14 protein-coding genes are annotated in these 18000 nt (G+C 45.3%); 6 read left to right on the top strand and 8 right to left on the bottom strand.

From position 1 onward, the window contains the following. The first annotated feature begins 494 nt into the window (after nt 1-494). Complete coding sequence (locus tag V7R39_RS10985; RefSeq protein ID WP_032095282.1) at nt 495-1112, top strand: trimeric intracellular cation channel family protein; 618 nt, start codon at nt 495-497, stop codon at nt 1110-1112. Between the two features lie 93 nt (nt 1113-1205). Next, nucleotides 1206-2720 (top strand): YifB family Mg chelatase-like AAA ATPase, encoded by a 1515-nt coding sequence (locus tag V7R39_RS10980; protein WP_334030692.1) that lies wholly within the window; start codon nt 1206-1208, stop codon nt 2718-2720. 67 nt (nt 2721-2787) lie between these two features. Here the strand turns inward: V7R39_RS10980 and ilvY are convergent, their stop codons facing one another. Next, nucleotides 2788-3654, bottom strand: a complete 867-nt coding sequence (gene ilvY / locus V7R39_RS10975; protein WP_287008560.1) for an HTH-type transcriptional activator IlvY — start codon at nt 3652-3654, stop codon at nt 2788-2790. A 155-nt stretch (nt 3655-3809) separates the two neighbouring features. On the opposite strand from ilvY, the gene ilvC reads away from it, so the two are divergent. Next, nucleotides 3810-5288 (top strand): ketol-acid reductoisomerase, encoded by a 1479-nt coding sequence (gene ilvC, locus V7R39_RS10970; RefSeq protein ID WP_334030691.1) that lies wholly within the window; start codon nt 3810-3812, stop codon nt 5286-5288. 70 nt (nt 5289-5358) lie between these two features. Here ilvC and V7R39_RS10965 read toward each other — a convergent pair whose 3' ends face one another. Beyond that, a complete protein-coding gene (locus tag V7R39_RS10965; protein ID WP_334030690.1) occupies nt 5359-6606 on the bottom strand; it encodes a multidrug effflux MFS transporter in 1248 nt (415 codons plus the stop codon). Nucleotides 6607-7159: 553 nt separating this feature from the next. On the opposite strand from V7R39_RS10965, the gene V7R39_RS10960 reads away from it, so the two are divergent. After that, nucleotides 7160-8953 (top strand): autotransporter assembly complex protein TamA, encoded by a 1794-nt coding sequence (locus V7R39_RS10960; RefSeq protein WP_334030689.1) that lies wholly within the window; start codon nt 7160-7162, stop codon nt 8951-8953. Further along, nucleotides 8950-12825, top strand: coding sequence for a translocation/assembly module TamB domain-containing protein (locus V7R39_RS10955; RefSeq protein ID WP_334030688.1), 3876 nt, complete (start codon nt 8950-8952; stop codon nt 12823-12825). Before V7R39_RS10960 ends, V7R39_RS10955 begins: the two co-directional genes overlap by 4 nt. A 17-nt stretch (nt 12826-12842) precedes the next feature. Here the strand turns inward: V7R39_RS10955 and V7R39_RS10950 are convergent, their stop codons facing one another. Next, complete coding sequence (locus V7R39_RS10950; RefSeq protein WP_334030687.1) at nt 12843-13463, bottom strand: hypothetical protein; 621 nt, start codon at nt 13461-13463, stop codon at nt 12843-12845. Then, entirely contained in the window at nt 13456-13962 is a 507-nt protein-coding gene (locus V7R39_RS10945; RefSeq protein ID WP_334030685.1) for an RNA polymerase sigma factor, read from the bottom strand. The genes V7R39_RS10950 and V7R39_RS10945 overlap by 8 nt, the downstream gene beginning before the upstream one ends. Before the next feature lie 243 nt (nt 13963-14205). On the opposite strand from V7R39_RS10945, the gene V7R39_RS10940 reads away from it, so the two are divergent. Next, complete coding sequence (locus tag V7R39_RS10940; protein ID WP_334030683.1) at nt 14206-14478, top strand: hypothetical protein; 273 nt, start codon at nt 14206-14208, stop codon at nt 14476-14478. A 54-nt stretch (nt 14479-14532) separates the two neighbouring features. On the opposite strand, the gene V7R39_RS10935 is transcribed toward V7R39_RS10940, so the two are convergent. Genes V7R39_RS10935 through proB form a run of 4 tightly spaced genes read right to left on the bottom strand, consistent with a single transcriptional unit; the run spans nt 14533 to nt 17977 of the window. Further along, a complete protein-coding gene (locus V7R39_RS10935) occupies nt 14533-15435 on the bottom strand; it encodes a DMT family transporter (protein WP_334030682.1) in 903 nt (300 codons plus the stop codon). A gap of 21 nt (nt 15436-15456) precedes the next feature. Then, the gene (locus tag V7R39_RS10930) at nt 15457-16395 is read right to left on the bottom strand and encodes a D-2-hydroxyacid dehydrogenase (RefSeq protein ID WP_334030680.1); all 939 of its coding nucleotides are present in this window, start codon (nt 16393-16395) and stop codon (nt 15457-15459) included. Further along, a complete protein-coding gene (locus V7R39_RS10925; protein WP_071981024.1) occupies nt 16392-16829 on the bottom strand; it encodes an acyl-CoA thioesterase in 438 nt (145 codons plus the stop codon). Before V7R39_RS10925 ends, V7R39_RS10930 begins: the two co-directional genes overlap by 4 nt. Before the next feature lie 29 nt (nt 16830-16858). After that, nucleotides 16859-17977 carry a glutamate 5-kinase gene (proB, locus tag V7R39_RS10920; RefSeq protein ID WP_334030678.1) on the bottom strand — a complete coding sequence of 373 codons (1119 nt, stop codon included), beginning with the start codon at nt 17975-17977 and terminating at the stop codon, nt 16859-16861. Nucleotides 17978-18000: the final 23 nt, after the last annotated feature.

Raw genomic sequence — 18000 nt, 5'->3', positions numbered from 1 at the left:
GGGTACCTATCGACCATAGTCAACCCATGCGTAAATACCAGCAACATCAGAAATTAGTTAGCGAAAGAATACAGTAGCGCTAAAACATCATGTGCTGAATCATCATGAATGTAGCGCAATACTCTTCGCCGTTGCGACAGAAAAGGCTGTTTAAAACTTACCATTGTGGCGTTGTTTTTAATGGTATAATTGACATGCTGTGTGTCTAGCTGCAGGTGCTCTTTTTAAGTAAATGCATCTGCATGACACGCGCACAAAATGAAAAGTTGTTCGGTTAGGGTTATGGCGACCCTTGTCCTACACTATAACGTGCTTTATACATACACTCGCAGTGGCCGCTGCAAGTCGAGATTTTGTCTCGCTGAATTTATGTACGTACAGTGTGCGCAAAGAAATATCATAAAACCCAATATTGAATCAAGTATTTTGCGGTTTAAACGGCTTTTAATAGTCATTTTCACAAATAGTAACTTTCAGATACAGGGCGGGTATAGATGTTTGATTGGTTTCATTGGCTAAACCTTGCTGGTGTAGCGGTATGTGCGATTTCTGGTACCTTAATGGCCTATCAAAAGCGTATGGACGGATTTGGCGTTATCGTGCTGGCTAGCGCAACAGCCATTGGCGGCGGCACACTGCGTGATGTAATGCTAGACGTACCCGTGTTCTGGATTGCTGATACAGATTACTTATATACCACCCTTGTTGCCGCTTTTATTCCTATTTTGTGGCTGCGCATAAGCCCCCGATTTCCTTTTCATTACCTGTTAATTGCTGATGCCTTCGGTTTGGCACTATTTAACGTAGTGGGGATTGAGAAAGCCTTAGCAAATGATACTGGCATCGCGGTTGCTGTAGCCATGGGAACAATAACCGGAGTGTTTGGTGGCCTGCTGCGAGATGTTATCTGCCGAGAAGTACCGCTGGTATTAAACGGTGAACTGTATGCGATGACGTGTATTGCCGGTGGTTTTGCCTATGGCGTTGGCCTGTATTTCGACCTTGCAACACAGTGGTGCGGTATTGCTGCACTGATAACCACAGTGCTATTGCGCTTAGGCAGCTTGCGGTGGCATTGGCAGTTGCCGGTATTTTACAGCGAACAGAGTTAGATCAACACGCCCCTTGTACAGTTACGCAAGGCGGCTCCCTCATTTACATTGTTTACCCACCAAGAGGCAGTAAGACAGTACTGGGGTAAATATATGAGTATGGCCGTTGTTAAAACCTTCGCAGGACAGGGGCTTTCTGCACCTGAGATCTCCGTTGAAGTTCACTTGGCCAACGGCTTGCCGGCTTTTCAGTTAGTGGGCATGGCAGAAACTAGCGTAAAAGAGGCACGGGAGCGAGTAAGAAGCGCGCTCATTAACAGTGGCTTCGATTTTCCTGCAAAGCGGATCACCGTTAATTTAGCCCCCGCCGATATTCCCAAATTTGGAGGGCGGTTCGACCTGCCCATTGCAATGGGCATATTGGTTGCAGCCGGCTACTTACCTGACACGAGCTTACTTAATATTGCCTTTGTCGGCGAACTTGCGCTTAATGGCGACATAAAGCCTGTTGGCGGCCTGATACCCGTGGTTATAGCCGCCGCAAACGAAGATATACCGCTTATTTACCCCGGCGATAATGATATTGAAGCGGCGCTGGTTTCCCACGCTGCTCGGCTGCCGGCTTTTGACTTACTCTCTGTTTTTGAGCACCTAAGTGGCCATAAAAAGCTCTCCTCTGGCCAACCGTTCACACCTACTTCTACGTGTAACAGCGACGTGGGGTGGGACGATATCATTGGGCAAGAACAGGCAAAACGCGCACTGATTATTGCGGCAAGTGGAGCACATAACTTATTGATGGTTGGGCCTCCGGGTACAGGAAAAAGCTTGCTGGCCAGCCGTATGCTTGCCCTGCTGCCTCCGCTCACTGAAGAAGAAGCCTTAGAGGTTGCCTCTGTCTATTCGGTAAAAGGCGAAACGCTTAATGCTGAAAAATTTATGCATCGCCATTTGCGCTCTCCCCATCATACAAGCTCTGCCATTGCCCTTACTGGGGGCGGTTCAAACCCGGTACCTGGGGAAATATCCTTAGCCCATAACGGCATATTGTTTTTGGATGAATTACCTGAATTCGGCAGAAAAGCATTAGACGTATTGCGAGAACCATTAGAAACAGGCGACGTGCATATTTCTAGGGCGTCTGGCAGTGCTACGTACCCAGCAAACTTTCAGCTGATTGCCGCAATGAACCCCAGTCCCACAGGTGATATCGACGACAATCGCCTTTCTCCTCAACAACAGCTTAATTACTTGAATAGGTTGTCTGGCCCATTACTTGATAGAATAGATATTCAAGTTGAAGTTCCCCGACTTCCCGATTATGACTTACCTATCGCAAAGCCCAGCGCTGACGATTCAATGCACACGGTTAGACAAGAAGTCGCCGACACGCGCCATATTCAGCTAATGAGACAGGGAAAGCCAAACGCGTCGCTAGGTGCTGGAGAGCTGGCTTCCGTGTGTAAAGTAAACGGCAGCGATCTCCACTTTTTAAAGGCGGCAGCAAAACAGCTCAACTTATCGATGCGGGTGTTTCATCGCACGTTAAAAGTAGCGAGAACCATTGCTGATTTGCACCGCGAAGAGGCCGTAAGCCGGGCTCATATTAGTGAAGCTTTAGGGTATCGCGCCCTTGATAACTTAATTAAACAACTAAGTAGCTGTTAAAAAAGCTAGAAAGTTAGCTTCTGTTTTTGTCACATCAATAGATAGTAAATAGGTACTAACTAAAACATTAGCTGCGCACATCTAATTTTAAGAAAGCGTCGACTAAAGGCTCATGTTGCTTATTTTGAAGGCAGCATAATCCAAGGGCGTAAGGCTCTATATCATCTACCTGAATTTGGGTTACCGCACTTGCCATACTTGAGTGGTTTAACACAACTTTTGGCACAAAGCCTACTCCGCATTCCAATGCCACCATACTCACAATGGCTTCATTACCGCCTACATAGGCGTAAACATTAGGGCGAATTCCATGCTCTGCAAACCAGTGATACGCGGTTCGTCGGGTAGGCCCGGTTTCGGGCATGATCACCTTATGCTTAGTCCAATCTAACTGGCTTAATTGGGTTAATCGCCATTCACGAGGTGCAATGAGCACGAGGGGAACATCGTCAAGCGCTGAAAAGTGAAGGTCAGTAGGCATGTCAGGCGTATAAATAGCGATAGACAGGTCACACTGCTTGCTTTTTACCTTCTCGATTGCCAATGCAGGGTCGCCCGTAATAAGTCGAATATCAACCCCGGGGTGCTGGTCTCTAAACTGCCGTAACATGCTTGGTAAATGACTTTGACTGGCGGTTACCGAGCAAAAAACACTTATCTCACCCTGCAGTGCGTCGCTGTCTGCCTTTAAATCAATTTTCAGCTGCTGCCATTCTTTTAAGGCTTGTTTTGAAAATGACAGCAACTTGTGACCACTGTGGGTTAGGGCTACTTTTCTGTTATCGCGCTTAAACAAGGTGCAGCCTAAGTCGTCTTCCAGCCTTTGAATAACGCGACTTAGCGTAGAAGGAGACACATACATAGCTTCGGCCGTATCACCAAAATGTAAGCTGGTTGCTAAATGATTAAAGAGTTGTAAGCTGCGAAAATCCATAACGTTTCACTATCTGCAATATTATCTTGCAAATATATCATTTTTCAAAACAAAAGAAATCTTTTAATCTTCATAGCAAGTCGTCATAGACGAGGTCTGTCAGCACCAAGGTGGTGTTTGATATTGACAAAAATGAATGTTGTTCGGAAATTTTTATGGCTAATTATTTCAATACCCTATCACTTCGCCAGCAGCTAGATCAGCTTGGCCGCTGTCGCTTCATGGCACGCGATGAATTCGCTGACGGTTGTCAGTTCCTTAAAGGCAAAAAAATTGTGATCGTGGGTTGCGGCGCGCAAGGTCTTAACCAAGGCTTAAACATGCGTGATTCAGGCTTAGACGTGTCTTATGCACTGCGTCAAGCAGCCATCGATGAGCAGCGTGACTCTTACAAACGCGCATCGGGCAACGATTTTACCGTTGGTACTTACCAAGACTTAATTCCCGATGCCGACTTAGTCTACAACCTAACACCTGACAAGCAGCACGCTAGCGTTGTAGAAGCGGTAATGCCGTTAATGAAAGAAGGCGCTACACTAAGCTATTCTCACGGTTTTAATATCGTTGAAGAAGGCCAGCAAATTCGTGACGATATTACTGTTGTCATGTGCGCTCCGAAAAGCCCGGGCTCTGAAGTACGCGAAGAATATAAGCGTGGCTTTGGTGTGCCAACACTGATTGCGGTTCACCCTGAAAACGATCCGCAAAGTAAAGGTTGGGATACTGCAAAGGCACTGGCTAGTGCTACCGGCGGCGACAGAGCAGGTGTATTAGAGTCATCGTTTGTTGCTGAGGTTAAGTCTGACCTTATGGGTGAGCAAACCATTTTGTGCGGTATGCAGCAAGTTGCAGCAGTACTCGCTTTTGAGAAAATGGTTGATGACGGTATTGATGCAGGCTACGCCGGTGCGCTTATTCAGTATGGGCTAGAAGCCATTACTGAAGCACTGAAGATTGGCGGTGTTACTAACATGATGGACCGTCTGTCGAACCCAGCGAAGTTGAAAGCCGCAGAGCTTTCAGATCAGCTAACCGAGTTACTACGTCCTTTGTTCGAAAAACACCAAGACGACATCATTAGCGGCGAATTCTCTCGCACGATGATGGAAGATTGGGCGAACGGTGATGCAAACCTACTTAAGTGGCGCGAAGAAACCGGTGAAACCGCTTTTGAGAACGCGCCAGCTTACGAAGGTAAAATTAGTGAACAAGAGTTTTTCGACCACGGCATTCTACTTGTTGCCATGATCAAATGCGGTGTTGAAGTTGCCTTTGACGTTATGGTTGAAGCAGGCATTTTACCTGAGTCGGCTTATTACGAATCACTGCATGAAACCCCACTTATTTCAAATACCATCGCACGTAAGCGTTTGTATGAAATGAACGTGGTTATCTCAGATACTGCAGAATATGGAAACTACTTGTTTGCGAACGCAGCCATTCCAATTTTGCGTGAAAGCTTTATGCCTACTATCGATACTTCAGTGATAGGTAAAGGTTTGCCTGCCACTTCTAATCAAGTAGAGAACAAACGCCTTGTTGAAGTTAACGAGGCCATCCGCTCACACGGTGTGGAATCAGTAGGAACAACCCTGCGTGGCTACATGACTGACATGAAGGCCATTGAAGTGTAAAACAGTTTCTGTCGTTAGGTGCTTTTCATAAGCCCTTTTGCCCGACCATTTTGGTCGGGCTTTTTTATGCCTACGCACCGCACACTCTAACACGTTCAGCAAACCGCACTGCCACATAAGACAACGCAAAAAATACGAAAAAACCGATGCCAATTGGCATAAGGGTACCGTCTAAAAAGCTGTCAACAAACAGGGCGACTGGTACCGAGAAAAGGCTAGAGAACGAGCCAATAATCGCAGCTCCTAACCCTGCCACATCGCCTAATGGCTGCATGGCCATGGCATTTAGATTGCCAAACAAAATCCCCACAAAGAAAAAGCCAATAAACATAACCGATACAGTGAGTGCTAAAGGTGGCAGGCCATCGTAGGCTATCAACAAAGCTAGATACACGATAGCAAAACCATTCGCACCTTTTAGCGCAAATCGACACAGCTTCCTCATGCCAAACCGCATCACCATTTTGCCGTTGAAATAGCTTGCTAAACCAATAGAAAAGGCAAGGGTAGCGAATATGTAGGGGAACATATCACCCACGTTGTAATACACCTGAAAAATAGTTTGCGAAGCACTTAAATAGGCAAGAAAAGAACCAAAGATACAGCCCATCGCGAAGGTGTATCCCATCACCGATGGATTAGTAAGAATTAATTTTGAAGATACGAATAGCTGCTTCCAAGAAAACGCTTTCCGCCGTTCTCTTGGCAGGGTTTCCCCTTGTCGGGAGAAAAACCAAATACCGGCCATCGTAGCAACAACAAGAAATAGCGTAAAAATATGGAACCAAGAAAATAAATCCATCACTGTCTGGCCAATAATAGGCGCTAACATGGGCACAAGAATAAACACCATCATGATAAAAGACATCACCCGCGCCATCGCGTCTCCCACGTATAGGTCGCGGATAATTGCCATTGAAGCAATGCGCGGCCCTGATACCCCAAACGCTTGAATGACTCTTCCCACCAGCATAGTTTCAAGTGAGGTGGCCGACATACACACAAACGTACCAAGCGCGAATATGCAAAGGCCCACAAGAATAGTCAGCCTGCGTCCTCGGCTATCCGAAAAAGGGCCAAAAAACATCTGTCCAAAAGCCATGCCTACAAAGAAAACCGTAACAATCAAGTGAGTATGATGGGCCTGCTCCACATTTAACGACTTCCCAATTTGCAATAAGGCTGGCAGCATTGCGTCGATACTAAGAGCAACTAAGGACGTCATTGTGGCCATCAATGCGACAAACTCAACAATGCCTAGAACAGGCTTTCGAACAACAGCGGCATCGTGCGATGCGCCATGAGCATTTTGGGGCATAATTTCTCTTATATGAAAGTAGTGGGGAGTGAAAAAAGCGCACCGATGCGCGCTTGGGGCAACTATACCGTAAAGCTGATTAAAAAGCCGCCAGCATTATGAGAATCTGTCGCAATTACTGACGGCTTAATCGGTTAATGCTGTAAAACGAGAAAACTTGCTTAATCACTATTCACCACGCCTTACTTTGTGAGGAACCTATCTAAATAAGAAGGAAACCAATGCAAAGCCTGCTACTTTGTTGCAGTTAACGCAAAATTTTTCTCTCTCGTCGCGCTTTTCAGTGTGAATGTGTGAATGTGGTATGCTGAATACTTGTACTGGTGTGGCAAAAGACTCCGGTACAGAAACAGAAACACAAGGAAATCACGAGCGTCAAAGGTTATAATATTGCAGCGAGTGTTCGTGACTATTTTCAGCCGTAAATACACTTTAGCGAGTGAACTCGTACACCGAATTAATGCTTAAAGGATCCTGCATTTACATGCCCTCAATACCCGTAGAAAAAAAACTTCTACTGTTTCTTACATACACCTGTACAACGTGTTGCTGCATGAAATCACGCCGCAGCCAAGCTTCGGTACGTGTATTTTCTGTCGCTGCCCCATTTTTAGCTCTGATCTTGGTTATCTCATCTTTTTCAGTGAGCGCCGAAAGCGACATATCCTATTCAATATCCGGGGTCGAAAACAGTAAGCTAAAAGAGAATATCCGCATTCACCTGAACAATTTGGATGTTGAAAAGTCTTTATTGAGCGACCCTTATTGGCAAGACGAAGTGTCTGAAACGGTAGCTACAGCCGTTCAACCTTTTGGTTATTACAACAGCGAAACGTCTATAACGGTTAATGGTGAGAGTGCCGTTAAGGTGTCGGTATCGCTGAACGCACCGTTAACTGTCAATAAGGTGACTCGTGAAATCATTGGAGCGGGTCGAATTGACGAAGAATTCCGTAAACGCTTTAACGCCTTCAAGTTAAAGCAGGGCGACGTGTTAAACCAACCGGTTTACGAAAGCTTTAAATCTTCAATGTTCAATTATGCACTCTCTCATGGATACTTTGATTTTTTTTGGCAAGCAACGCGCTTAGACTTGGTAAGGGAAGAGAAGCAGGCCAACATACTATTGATAGCGCAAAGCGGCCCTCAGTATCATTTTGGCGAACTAAAAATTGTTGGTGACGACAAAGCAAAAGCAATTATTTCTCGCCTCAGACCGTTTAAGCCAGGCGACCCGTACTCTGCTTCTGTACTAAACGATTTTAATCGCAGTTTAAATCAGGCTGGCTATTTTAGCCGTGTTATCGCGCGTCCGGTAGTGAGCGATGCCGAAGGACTGCAAGTTCCCATTGAAGTATCGCTGCTGCATCGCCCCTCAGATTCGTTCAATGTAGCGCTTGGAGCCGCGACCGATACTGGCCCTCGTATAAGCCTGGGCTGGGAACGACCCTGGGTGAATAGTCGTGGTCATTCAATAAACGCGGATATTTTTGTGTCCCAACCAGAACAATCTGTTTCTGCTGATTACCGCATCCCTATGAAAAACATCACTCGCGACTACATTAGTTTTGAAACGGGTTATCAATTTATTGAATACAGCAATACTTCCTTTGAAAGTGAAACGCTATCGCTGTCTGCACATCGCTATTGGCAAGAAGACAATTCTCCTTGGCAACAAGACGGCTCTATTACTTACTTGCGTGAAACCTTCGACCAAGGAGCATTGGATACCAATACCACCTCGCTAGTTCTGCCAGGGTACTCCATTACCTACCGTAATAAAGATGGGGAGTTAGACTTTAACAACGGATTGTATTTTCAAGTTCTTGGTCAAGTAGGCCGAGAAGATGCGGGGTCAGATATCGACTTTGCCAAAGCGGTTGTTGAGGGAATGTTTATTACCACTTTTAACGATGTACACCGATTGACCATTCGCGGTGAGTTAGGCGCCATCAAGGCAAGTAGTTTTTCCGACGTTCCTACCTCGCTGCGTTTTTATGCCGGCGGCGATCAAAGTGTTAGAGGTTTTGACTTTAGAGATATTTCACCAAAGGCTGAACTCTTTAATCCTGGTACAGGCGACTTTGACATAGAGTCCATTGGTGGTAAGTACCTACTAACAAGCAGCGTGGAATATGCCTATCGGCTTGCCGATAATTGGCGGGTGGCAGCTTTCGTTGATGCAGGAACCGCGTCAAATACCACCGATGCCGAGCTTACCTATAGTGTAGGTCCAGGGCTACATTGGCTTTCTCCTATAGGTCCTGTGAGAATTTATATTGCGCGAGGTTTTGCTCCAGACGAAGCCAAATGGAATTTTCACTTGTTAATAGGGCCTGAAATATGAAAAAGCGTACTATTTCCGCTCTATTGCTATCACCGGTATTTTTTGTTGTTGCAGTATATGCTTTGCTCATCAGCCCTCTTGGCGGACCTACGGTAAAGATACTGGCCAATACCTTTGTTGATAAACTAGAGATTGAGGATATTGAAGGTGGATTTGCTGGCCCCCTAACCATACATAAATTGACATACAACAATCCACAGTGGCGGGTTGACGTAGGCCGGCTGTATGCAGATATAACCTGGCGCTGCGTCTTTGAGCCTCGCGTTTGTGTAAACAGCCTTGAGGTGGAAAACGCCACGGTTGAACAAGTATCCGCTGCAGCAGAAAACGATACAGCGAGTGAACAGAGCGACACCTTTGCCCTGCCTCTTCCAGTTGATGTGGCGCAGCTTACGTTGAAGAATGTGACGGTGGCCTTACTCAATGCAAATATCACAATTGAAGATTTACTATTAGAGGATTTCTCTGGATCCAATCGTATTGAATTTGAAAGTTTAGAGGCAAGCGGCTTAGCTGTTGCTCTTAATAGTAATAGCACAGACCCAAATAGCAGTAAGAGTACAAACCGCGCAGCTACACCGCCAAGCAATCCATCAGGCCAAGGTTCAGGCTCTGGCCCGGGCTCAGATACATATTCCGGTTCATCACTACCCACTTCATACTCGCTTAATTACGACGTGCCGTCACTGCCGGCAATAGCCACTCCCATTCCCATTAAATTTAGCGCGCTCAATATAGAAAATATAAGCTTCACTCAAGGTGCAGGCTCCTCTCAAGGTAAAGGCTCTTCTCAAGATGCTAGTTCTTCTCAAAATGAAAGCACCCAGCGATTGGCTCTGCTATCAGTAACCGATATGTCATTTCAACGCTCAGCAATTCGCATAGAGAGAGTGAACGTTAAGCATGAGCAAGGTCAAGTAGCGGGGTTTATAGAAGCTAACCTTAAAGATAATTACCCCCTTGATATTGAGTTAGATGGCTTTGCAAAAATAGATGGACAGCAACAAAATATTACTTTGAATGCATCTGGAGCCCTTGATGATATTGATGTGACGATTGCAGCTACTGGAATGGTGACTGCTAACACTTCCTTGTCTGCAAACTTTCTATCCGAGTCGCTGCCAATAAATTTCGACGCTAGTTGGCAGGCTCAGCCTATTCCTATGGTACCAAGCGCAAGCTTAGATGCGGGCCAGCTAACCATTAGCGGTACCATGGGCGACTACAAACTTAAAGGCAATGGTTCGGCGAATGTACCTGATATGGGTGACGTTCCAGTTGCGTTAGATGTAGTACTTAAAAAGAACAATATTTATGTGAATGAGGCTGATATATCGGCCTTAGAGGGCAGTATTAAGAATACGGGTACTTTGTACCTCAATGACACCATTGCATGGCAAGGCAAAACAACGCTGACGAATGTGTCGGCTCAGCAGTTTAGTGAATTTTCCCCAGCGAAGCTGCAAGGAAATATCGACAGCATACTGCAATACTCCGAGGCTGGAGGTTTGCATGTGAGTTTACGTGATATGGATATTACGGGCGATTTACGGGGCTCACCTATACGAGTAGTAGGTGAAGCTGTATACGCAGGCCCTAGCGATTTATTAGTGGCAAACCTCAACGTTGAGCAAAACGAAAACCGCATAAAAGCGGTGGCTCAGGTGCTCAACAAACGCTACATAAACGCCGATATTGATGTGGAGATCGCAGAGATTAGCATGCTGTATGGCGATGTGTCGGGCTCAGTAAAAGGTGCGATTAAAGCGAATGGCCCTTGGCAGAACCCATCAACAACCAGCAAACTCACCTTATCTGATATTACTGTTTCGCCAAGTTTGAACGCTCAGGCCGCGCAGCAAGGAGCGTTGAATGGCGACGTGTCTGTCTCCGGCACCTATGAAAATCACAATGCAGAAATAGCATTAAGCCTGCCTAATAATGCCGTTAATCTTACTATGTCTGGCTCGTGGAAAGCGCAGCACTGGAAGGGCACCATATCTGACTCTAAGCTAGAAATTGCTAATATGCGTTGGCTATTATCATCCCCGTTTAACCTCGATATTGGCATGCCCACTCAAACTGCCCCCATCACTGCAATAATAAGTAGCCACTGCTGGTCTTCAAGAGGTGAAGGAGAACTGTGCATTGAAAATGTTAACTATTTAGAAAACAAGGCCAGTTGGGATGTAACAGCCTCATCGTTGCCAGTTGGCTTATGGGCTCACGAGCTCGTTCCCCTAACGGTTTCAAAGGCGTCTGACGCAGCACTAACAGTGAAATCACAGGGCAGTTACTCTGCGGCAGACCCCATTGACGCAACCTTTACAGCCTCGTTAAGTCCTGCCAAATGGCAGCTAGGAGAATCTAGGCCCATTGAGTTGACCATAAACTCAATGGAGACCTCAGGTAAAATTAAGCAAGGAAAATTAACGTCTACCTCGTTAATTTCAAGTGAAGATATTGGTAATGCAACACTTACCCTTAATACTCGCCCCTTAGATGATAAAAAGCCTCTTGAAGGCTCGCTTTTGATGGAGGGGCTAGATGTGTCGCCACTTAAACCCTTGTCTCCGGCAATTCGCACGCTGACAGGTTTACTGAACGGCAAAATCACTTTAGGCGGCTATATTGACGACCCCGCTTTAAACGGCGAACTCACCATTGAAAATGGTGCAATTGATATACAAGACACCCCCGTATCACTGTCTGATTGGAATCAGTCAATTGTGCTTGATGGTCAACAGGCTAATCTTGACGGCTCGTTTATATTGGGCGGTGGCAAAGGCTCGCTAAAAGGCGATATAAACTGGTCGTCTACCCCCAGTGCTAACCTTACGCTGCAGGGAGATTCTTTTGAAATTAGACAACCCAATACGCGGCTTAAGGTATCACCAAACATCGATATTGCTGCTACAAAAGAAAAGATTGACGTCACTGGTGATGTGAATATCCCTTGGGCCAGAATCGAAATTGCATCGTTACCTGACAACGCCGTATCACCGTCAAAAGATGTGCATTTGCGCGGAGAGCCTCGCAGTGAAGACCCGCTGGATATTGTGCATGCTAGCGTTATGGTGAATATCGACCAGGCCAAAAAAGAAGAAGTGAAAATTGAAGCTTTTGGTCTAACGGCAAGTCTTTATGGTGGAATACGCATAAATACTCAGCCAGCCCTCGTGGGATACGGAGACCTGCAGATTTTAAATGGTCGATATAACGCCTACGGACAAAACCTGATAATAAAGACTGGCGAAATACAATTTAATGGCCCAATAAGCCAGCCTTCATTGTTAGTGGAGGCAATTCGAAACCCAGCTAAAACCGATGACGATGTGATTGCTGGCATTAGAATAGACGGGTCTGCAGACTCGCCAAGTATTAATCTATTTTCACAGCCGGCAATGGATCAGCAGGGCGTTTTATCCTATTTACTAACCGGTTCTGGGCCCAATTCAGGTTCATCTGACCCTAACTATGCGGCGCTATTACTCGGCTTCGGACTATCTAATACAGAAACGCTGACCGGGCAGGTGGGAAGCGCCCTTGGCATCGATGACTTTAGCTTGAGCACCAATGAGGACAAGCTTTCCCTCACAGGGCAGATAAACGATAGGCTATCGGTTGAGTATAATGTCGATGTTGGTCTTGGAAATAACGATGTAAACAGTACGCTTCGACGCAGACAGCTTCCCCCAGATCTTGCGTTAAAATACCAGCTTCTACCCAATCTCTATTTAGAAGCTATTCAAACCACGTTAGAGGATCAGTCTGAATTTGCTCTCGACCTCTACTATGAGTTTTTCTTAGGTGAAAATCGCAGGCGTTCTGAGAACGATGACGAACAAAGCGATAAAGAAAATAACGACTAAAGAAACAAGAGTGCGCCCTAAACTGTGCGCTGCTCTGCCATCTCTTCTAGCGCTTTGAGTTGTTTTTCAAAGCGCTGTTGACGCTTGTGTGCCCAAATACCCCATACAACAAGAATGAGTGTTGCGATGGGAAAACTGAAAGCGATTTTTTCCCATCTTTCGGGGCTTAATTCTCCAAAAAAGTATCGCTCTAATGCAAACGCAGGCAGCACAAAAAGCGCGGGCCATGCAGAGTGCTTGGTGATGAACGCAATGCGTATATTATTTTTTATCTGGCGCGTGTATTGATGTAAATGATCAAGAGTTTGTGAGTCTTTGGCAAAAGCCGCCACTCGTCGCAGCCACAATTGATAAATTAAAAACGGAATGGCCGTTGCCACCATAAAAATACATAACCCTTTTGCGGTAAAAGATAGCTCTCCCCAGTAAATAGATAAAAAATAGAGAGAAGGCAGAAGCGCTAAAGAATCTATAACCATATAAATACGCTGTTTTATTCGCTCGCTGTTAAAGCTTTTTTTTACTTCAGATAGGTCGATATCGTTAACTGGCTGATTCTGCCATAGCAAAGTCAAATCAGTGTCACTCCCTTTTACTCGATTAGCTTTTACTCGATCTTTATTATCATCGTTATGCATTGGGTTCCTCCTGCAGCACTTTTTGCTTTGCCCGTTTCAAAATAACACCCACATGATTTTTTGATATACCGCATACCTCGGCAATTTCGTCATAGCTTAATCCTTCTAACGACAGGGTAAGCACTTGTCTTGGCTGCAGGGGAAGTGCACGAACGGCTTGCAGCAAACGTACTAGCGATTGCTGCTGACTAGAAACGACTTCTGGAGAATACTGTGGACTTTGGTAACCATCAGAGCCCAACGTATCACTTTCATATCGGTGAGTATCAACACGTTTTACTTGGCTTGCTACGTGGGTTACCGCGCGATTATGGGCAATTTTCAGAATATAGGTTTTTACACTACTATTGCCCTTGAACCGCGACAGCCCCTGCCACACAGCAATAGCAATCTCTTGCAAAAGCTCTTGCTGCATAGCCTCGTTAGCTTCGTAGCTATTTGCAACGCGGCTTAACAATGCTCCGTATTGTGTAAAAACGTCTTCAAATCCTTGGCCCAAGCGGGTTGCCCTTTCTAAAAGTTTTTATGTTTAGCAGGTACGTAAATACCCTAATCATTACTGTAGCGAGTTGACCACTACAAAAATGCAGCAAAAAGCTCAACACACCCAGTTACAGTCTGCACCCATTTATTTTTATTACACGTTTTTAAATCTTTTTTGTAATTTATTCTGAAAAGCCGTGACTAGTAACAACAAATGCCTTGAATCAACACATAAATTACCCTAGTGAAGGAGAGTTCTATGTCTACATTAAGCCTTGTATTGTTACTTGGAAGTATCACCTCTATTGCGCTATTCGCGAGTTATTTAGACGCGAAATTTCAGTGGCGCTTGAACGACTGGATGAACGGAAAGTGCAGTAACCCGTTTATAGCAAGCAAAGCAGCGCTACAGCAGCAGCGAATACAAGAAAAAGACGCTCAAATAGAAGCGCTTATGGCGCGCATAGAAACACTAGAAGCTATAGTGACTGAGCCAGCTTATGAACTAAACAAAAAAATAAATGCGCTTTAAGCCGTTTACTTAGTTAGGCCTTATTTTAATAGGCCTTAGTTTGTTAAATTTGATTTAGTGAGATAAAAAAGGGCGACGCATAAAGCGCGGTATTTTGCCCATGGCAATTGCGTTGCCCATTAGTACTACAGCAACACCGACGAAAGAGAACGCTGTCCATTGATAGCCCTCAAAGAAGGTTGAAATTACCAGCGCAACCATGGGATATACCAATACCACGTAAGCCGCTTTATCTGCCCCCATTTGTTGAAGTAACTTCATATAAGCACCAAAGGCAAAAACAGAGCCAAACAAAGCCAGATAGAGCAGAGATAAATAAAACTCTAAACTGGTGGGAATAATGAGCTTACCCGGCAACAATAACGACGTTATAAATAGCAAAATCATCGCGTAAGACATGGCATAAAAGTTCATCTGAATAACCGGAGTGCCAGAAGTTAAAATCCGCTCAGAAATAACGTTGCCCACTGAAGCACAAAAAAAGCTGACAAAGGCAATGCTTAATCCTAAAGCCAGCGCTGCGTCCATGGAAACTTTCGAGAACTCGGGTACGAACAAACACACAATACCGCTTAGTCCAAACGTCGCCCCAATCACTACCTCTTTGCGAATAGGCTCTTTTAACCACCAGCGACGTAGCACCACGTTAATATAAATAATACAGGAGCTCATCAACGCTAAAAGCGCACTGATAATATGCGCCTGTGCCATGTAAAGCAGAGTGTAATTTAAGCTATAAAGAAATAAGCCCACCGCAGCCATCTTCATGTGTATGTGCAAGGGAAGGGCAAACGGCAGCCTTTTTACTAAACAATAAATTCCCAAGCATACGGCGGCGAGTAAGTAGCGCAGCGCTATAGCAAATGTCTCAGATGTATGGCCAATTTGATAGGTAATCGCAATCCAAGTTGAGCCCCAAATTAGACAGCACAATGAGAATAAGGTTGGGTTGTTCATTCGCCCATTAATCCTCAGTTATCATTGCGCTAAAAATTGCGTTAAGTGGTTAACCGCTGAATCGAGCAAGGTTTGTCGCGCGCGTTTCCCCACCCATGCATTGTGTGGTGTTATTAACAAGTTGGGTAAATTGGCCTGCATTAAAATATGATCAGAGGGTGGAGGTTCAACAGACAATACATCAAGCCCAGCCCCACCAATTTGTTTATTTTTAAGTGCTCCAAGCAAGGCGGATTCATCAACCAGTCCACCTCGCGCGGTATTGATTAAAAAACAATTTGGCTTCATTAACGATAGGGTTTCTGCGTTTATCAACTTGTCTGTCTCTTGCGTCAACGGACAATGAAGGCTCACCACATCAGCACTAGGTAATAGCGATGAAAGCGACGGGCGCGGATCGTCGGCTCTTCCTGGGCGCCCAGCGATAGTCACCTGCATGCCCATAGCTTTAAATAAACCTTCTACCCGCTTGCCAAGCTCGCCATGACCTACAATGACAGCGTGCATTCTCTCTAATTCAACAACAGGGTGAGACAGTAAACAAAAATGGGAAGATTCAGACCAAGCCCCCGCTTTTACATCATGCTGATAGTGCACAAACTGGGTGGCCAAATTAAGCAGTAGCGTTAACGCATGCTGCGCCACACTGCTGGTCCCGTATGCCTGAACATTTTGCACTTTAATATCATTTGTTTTGCAATACTCTAGGTCGATATTATTCATGCCGGTAGCTGTAACACCAATATATTTTAACTTGGGTGCTTGGCACAGCGCTTCTGCGCTTAGTACAACTTTGTTCACCAGTACAGCAGTAGCATTTTCAATTCGCGTAACAACATCGTTGGGAAGGGTATTTTGATGCAACGTAAGGCATGCATCTACATCACTGAGTTGTTGAGTATCCAGCGACTCTAAATCTAATGTCTCTGCATCAAGAAACACCACATTAGGTAAACTCATACGGCATCGCTTATCGACTCAAGGGCCGCTTTTATCTTTACAGGAATAGGAATAGATTTATCTGAAGCCCTATCGACAAACACATGCACAAACTGCCCATGAGCGACTCTTCGCTGGCTTTCTCCGGCGTAAACCGACAGTCCATAAGTGACTGAGCTCCTCCCTACCTTTTTTACACTCATACCAACATAGATATTTTCAGGGTAGGCTGCCGGGGCAACGTACTGACATTGACTACTAACCACGTACGCCACGGTCTTACCGTTGTGAATATCTAACCCACCCTGCTCAATTAAAAAGCGATTTACCGCCGTATCGAAAAAGCTGTAATACATCACATTATTGATGTGACCGTAGGCATCATTGTCCTGCCAGCGAGTAGCAATAGTAATTGAAAACGGATAGTCGGCGAGTGTTGGCGTTATTTCTGTCATGGGCATCCTGTATAAAAGGGCTCTCTCTGCTACAAAAGCACCATATCGTCTCTGTGTATGGCAACATCTGTTGTTTCATAACCTAGCACACTGGCAATATCTTTCGACTTTTTCCCTTTTATGAGTAATAAGTCTTTTGCGTTATACACACTTAGGCCTTTGGCTATGGCGCGACCATCACAGATAACCTCAACAGCTTCTCCCTGAGCAAATTCTCCGTCAACATCAACAATACCCGACGGTAACAGTGAAGCGCCATTTTCAACGAGAGCTAACTTTGCGCCATTATCAACAACAATGCGTCCAGCAGTTTTAAGTGTATGAGTAAGCCAAAGTCTTCGGGCGTTTGAAGGTGTACGAGTTGGTTTAAAAAGAGTACCGGGTACCTTACCCGCGAGCAGGGCGTCAAATGTCTCACCCCTACGGCCATTTACAATCAATGTTTGAATACCGCTGTTTATGCATTTATCTGCTGCCTCTATCTTTGTGCGCATACCGCCAGTTCCAACAGACGTTCCGGCTCCTCCGGCTAACCCATAAATGGTGCTATCAATGCTTTCAACCACAGGAATTAACGTAGCATCTTTGTTTTTACGAGGATCGCCGGTGTAAAGCCCATCAATATCAGAACAAATAATAAGGGTGTCTGCTTGCGCAACCAGTGCGGTGTAAGCGCCGAGATTGTCGTTATCACCCACCTTAAGTTCATTTACCGCCACCGTGTCATTTTCATTAATAATGGGCAAAGCATGGTGATTGAGAATTTCTCGCAGCGTATTTTTTATATTTACATAGCGAGTGCGATCGCGAAGGTCGTCAGCGGTAAGCAGTACTTGCGCGCAGGGGAAATCGAAAAAACGCTGCCAATTTGCCATCATTAAATTCTGTCCGATGGCAGCCATTGCCTGCTTTTCAGCAATGGATGATGTGTTGCGCAATACAACACCATTAGCACCAGAAGAGACCTTATTGCGACCAGCAGCAACGCTGCCTGAAGACACTAAAATGACTTCTTTACCCTGTTCACGGCTAGCGGTAATAAATCGAGCTAATGCCAATAAGTATCGGCCGCTGCATTCTCTGCCATCAGGTGCAATTAAGGCACTACCCACTTTAACGACAGCTCGCTGCCAAGAAAAACTATTCATAGAGGAAGGAAATGAAAAAAGGA

Source organism: Alteromonas sp. P256 (assembly GCF_036864455.1).
Taxonomy (GTDB): Bacteria; Pseudomonadota; Gammaproteobacteria; order Enterobacterales; family Alteromonadaceae; genus Alteromonas.
Note: the sequence above shows the minus strand (reverse complement) of the source record. Positions and strands in the feature narration are given on the sequence as shown.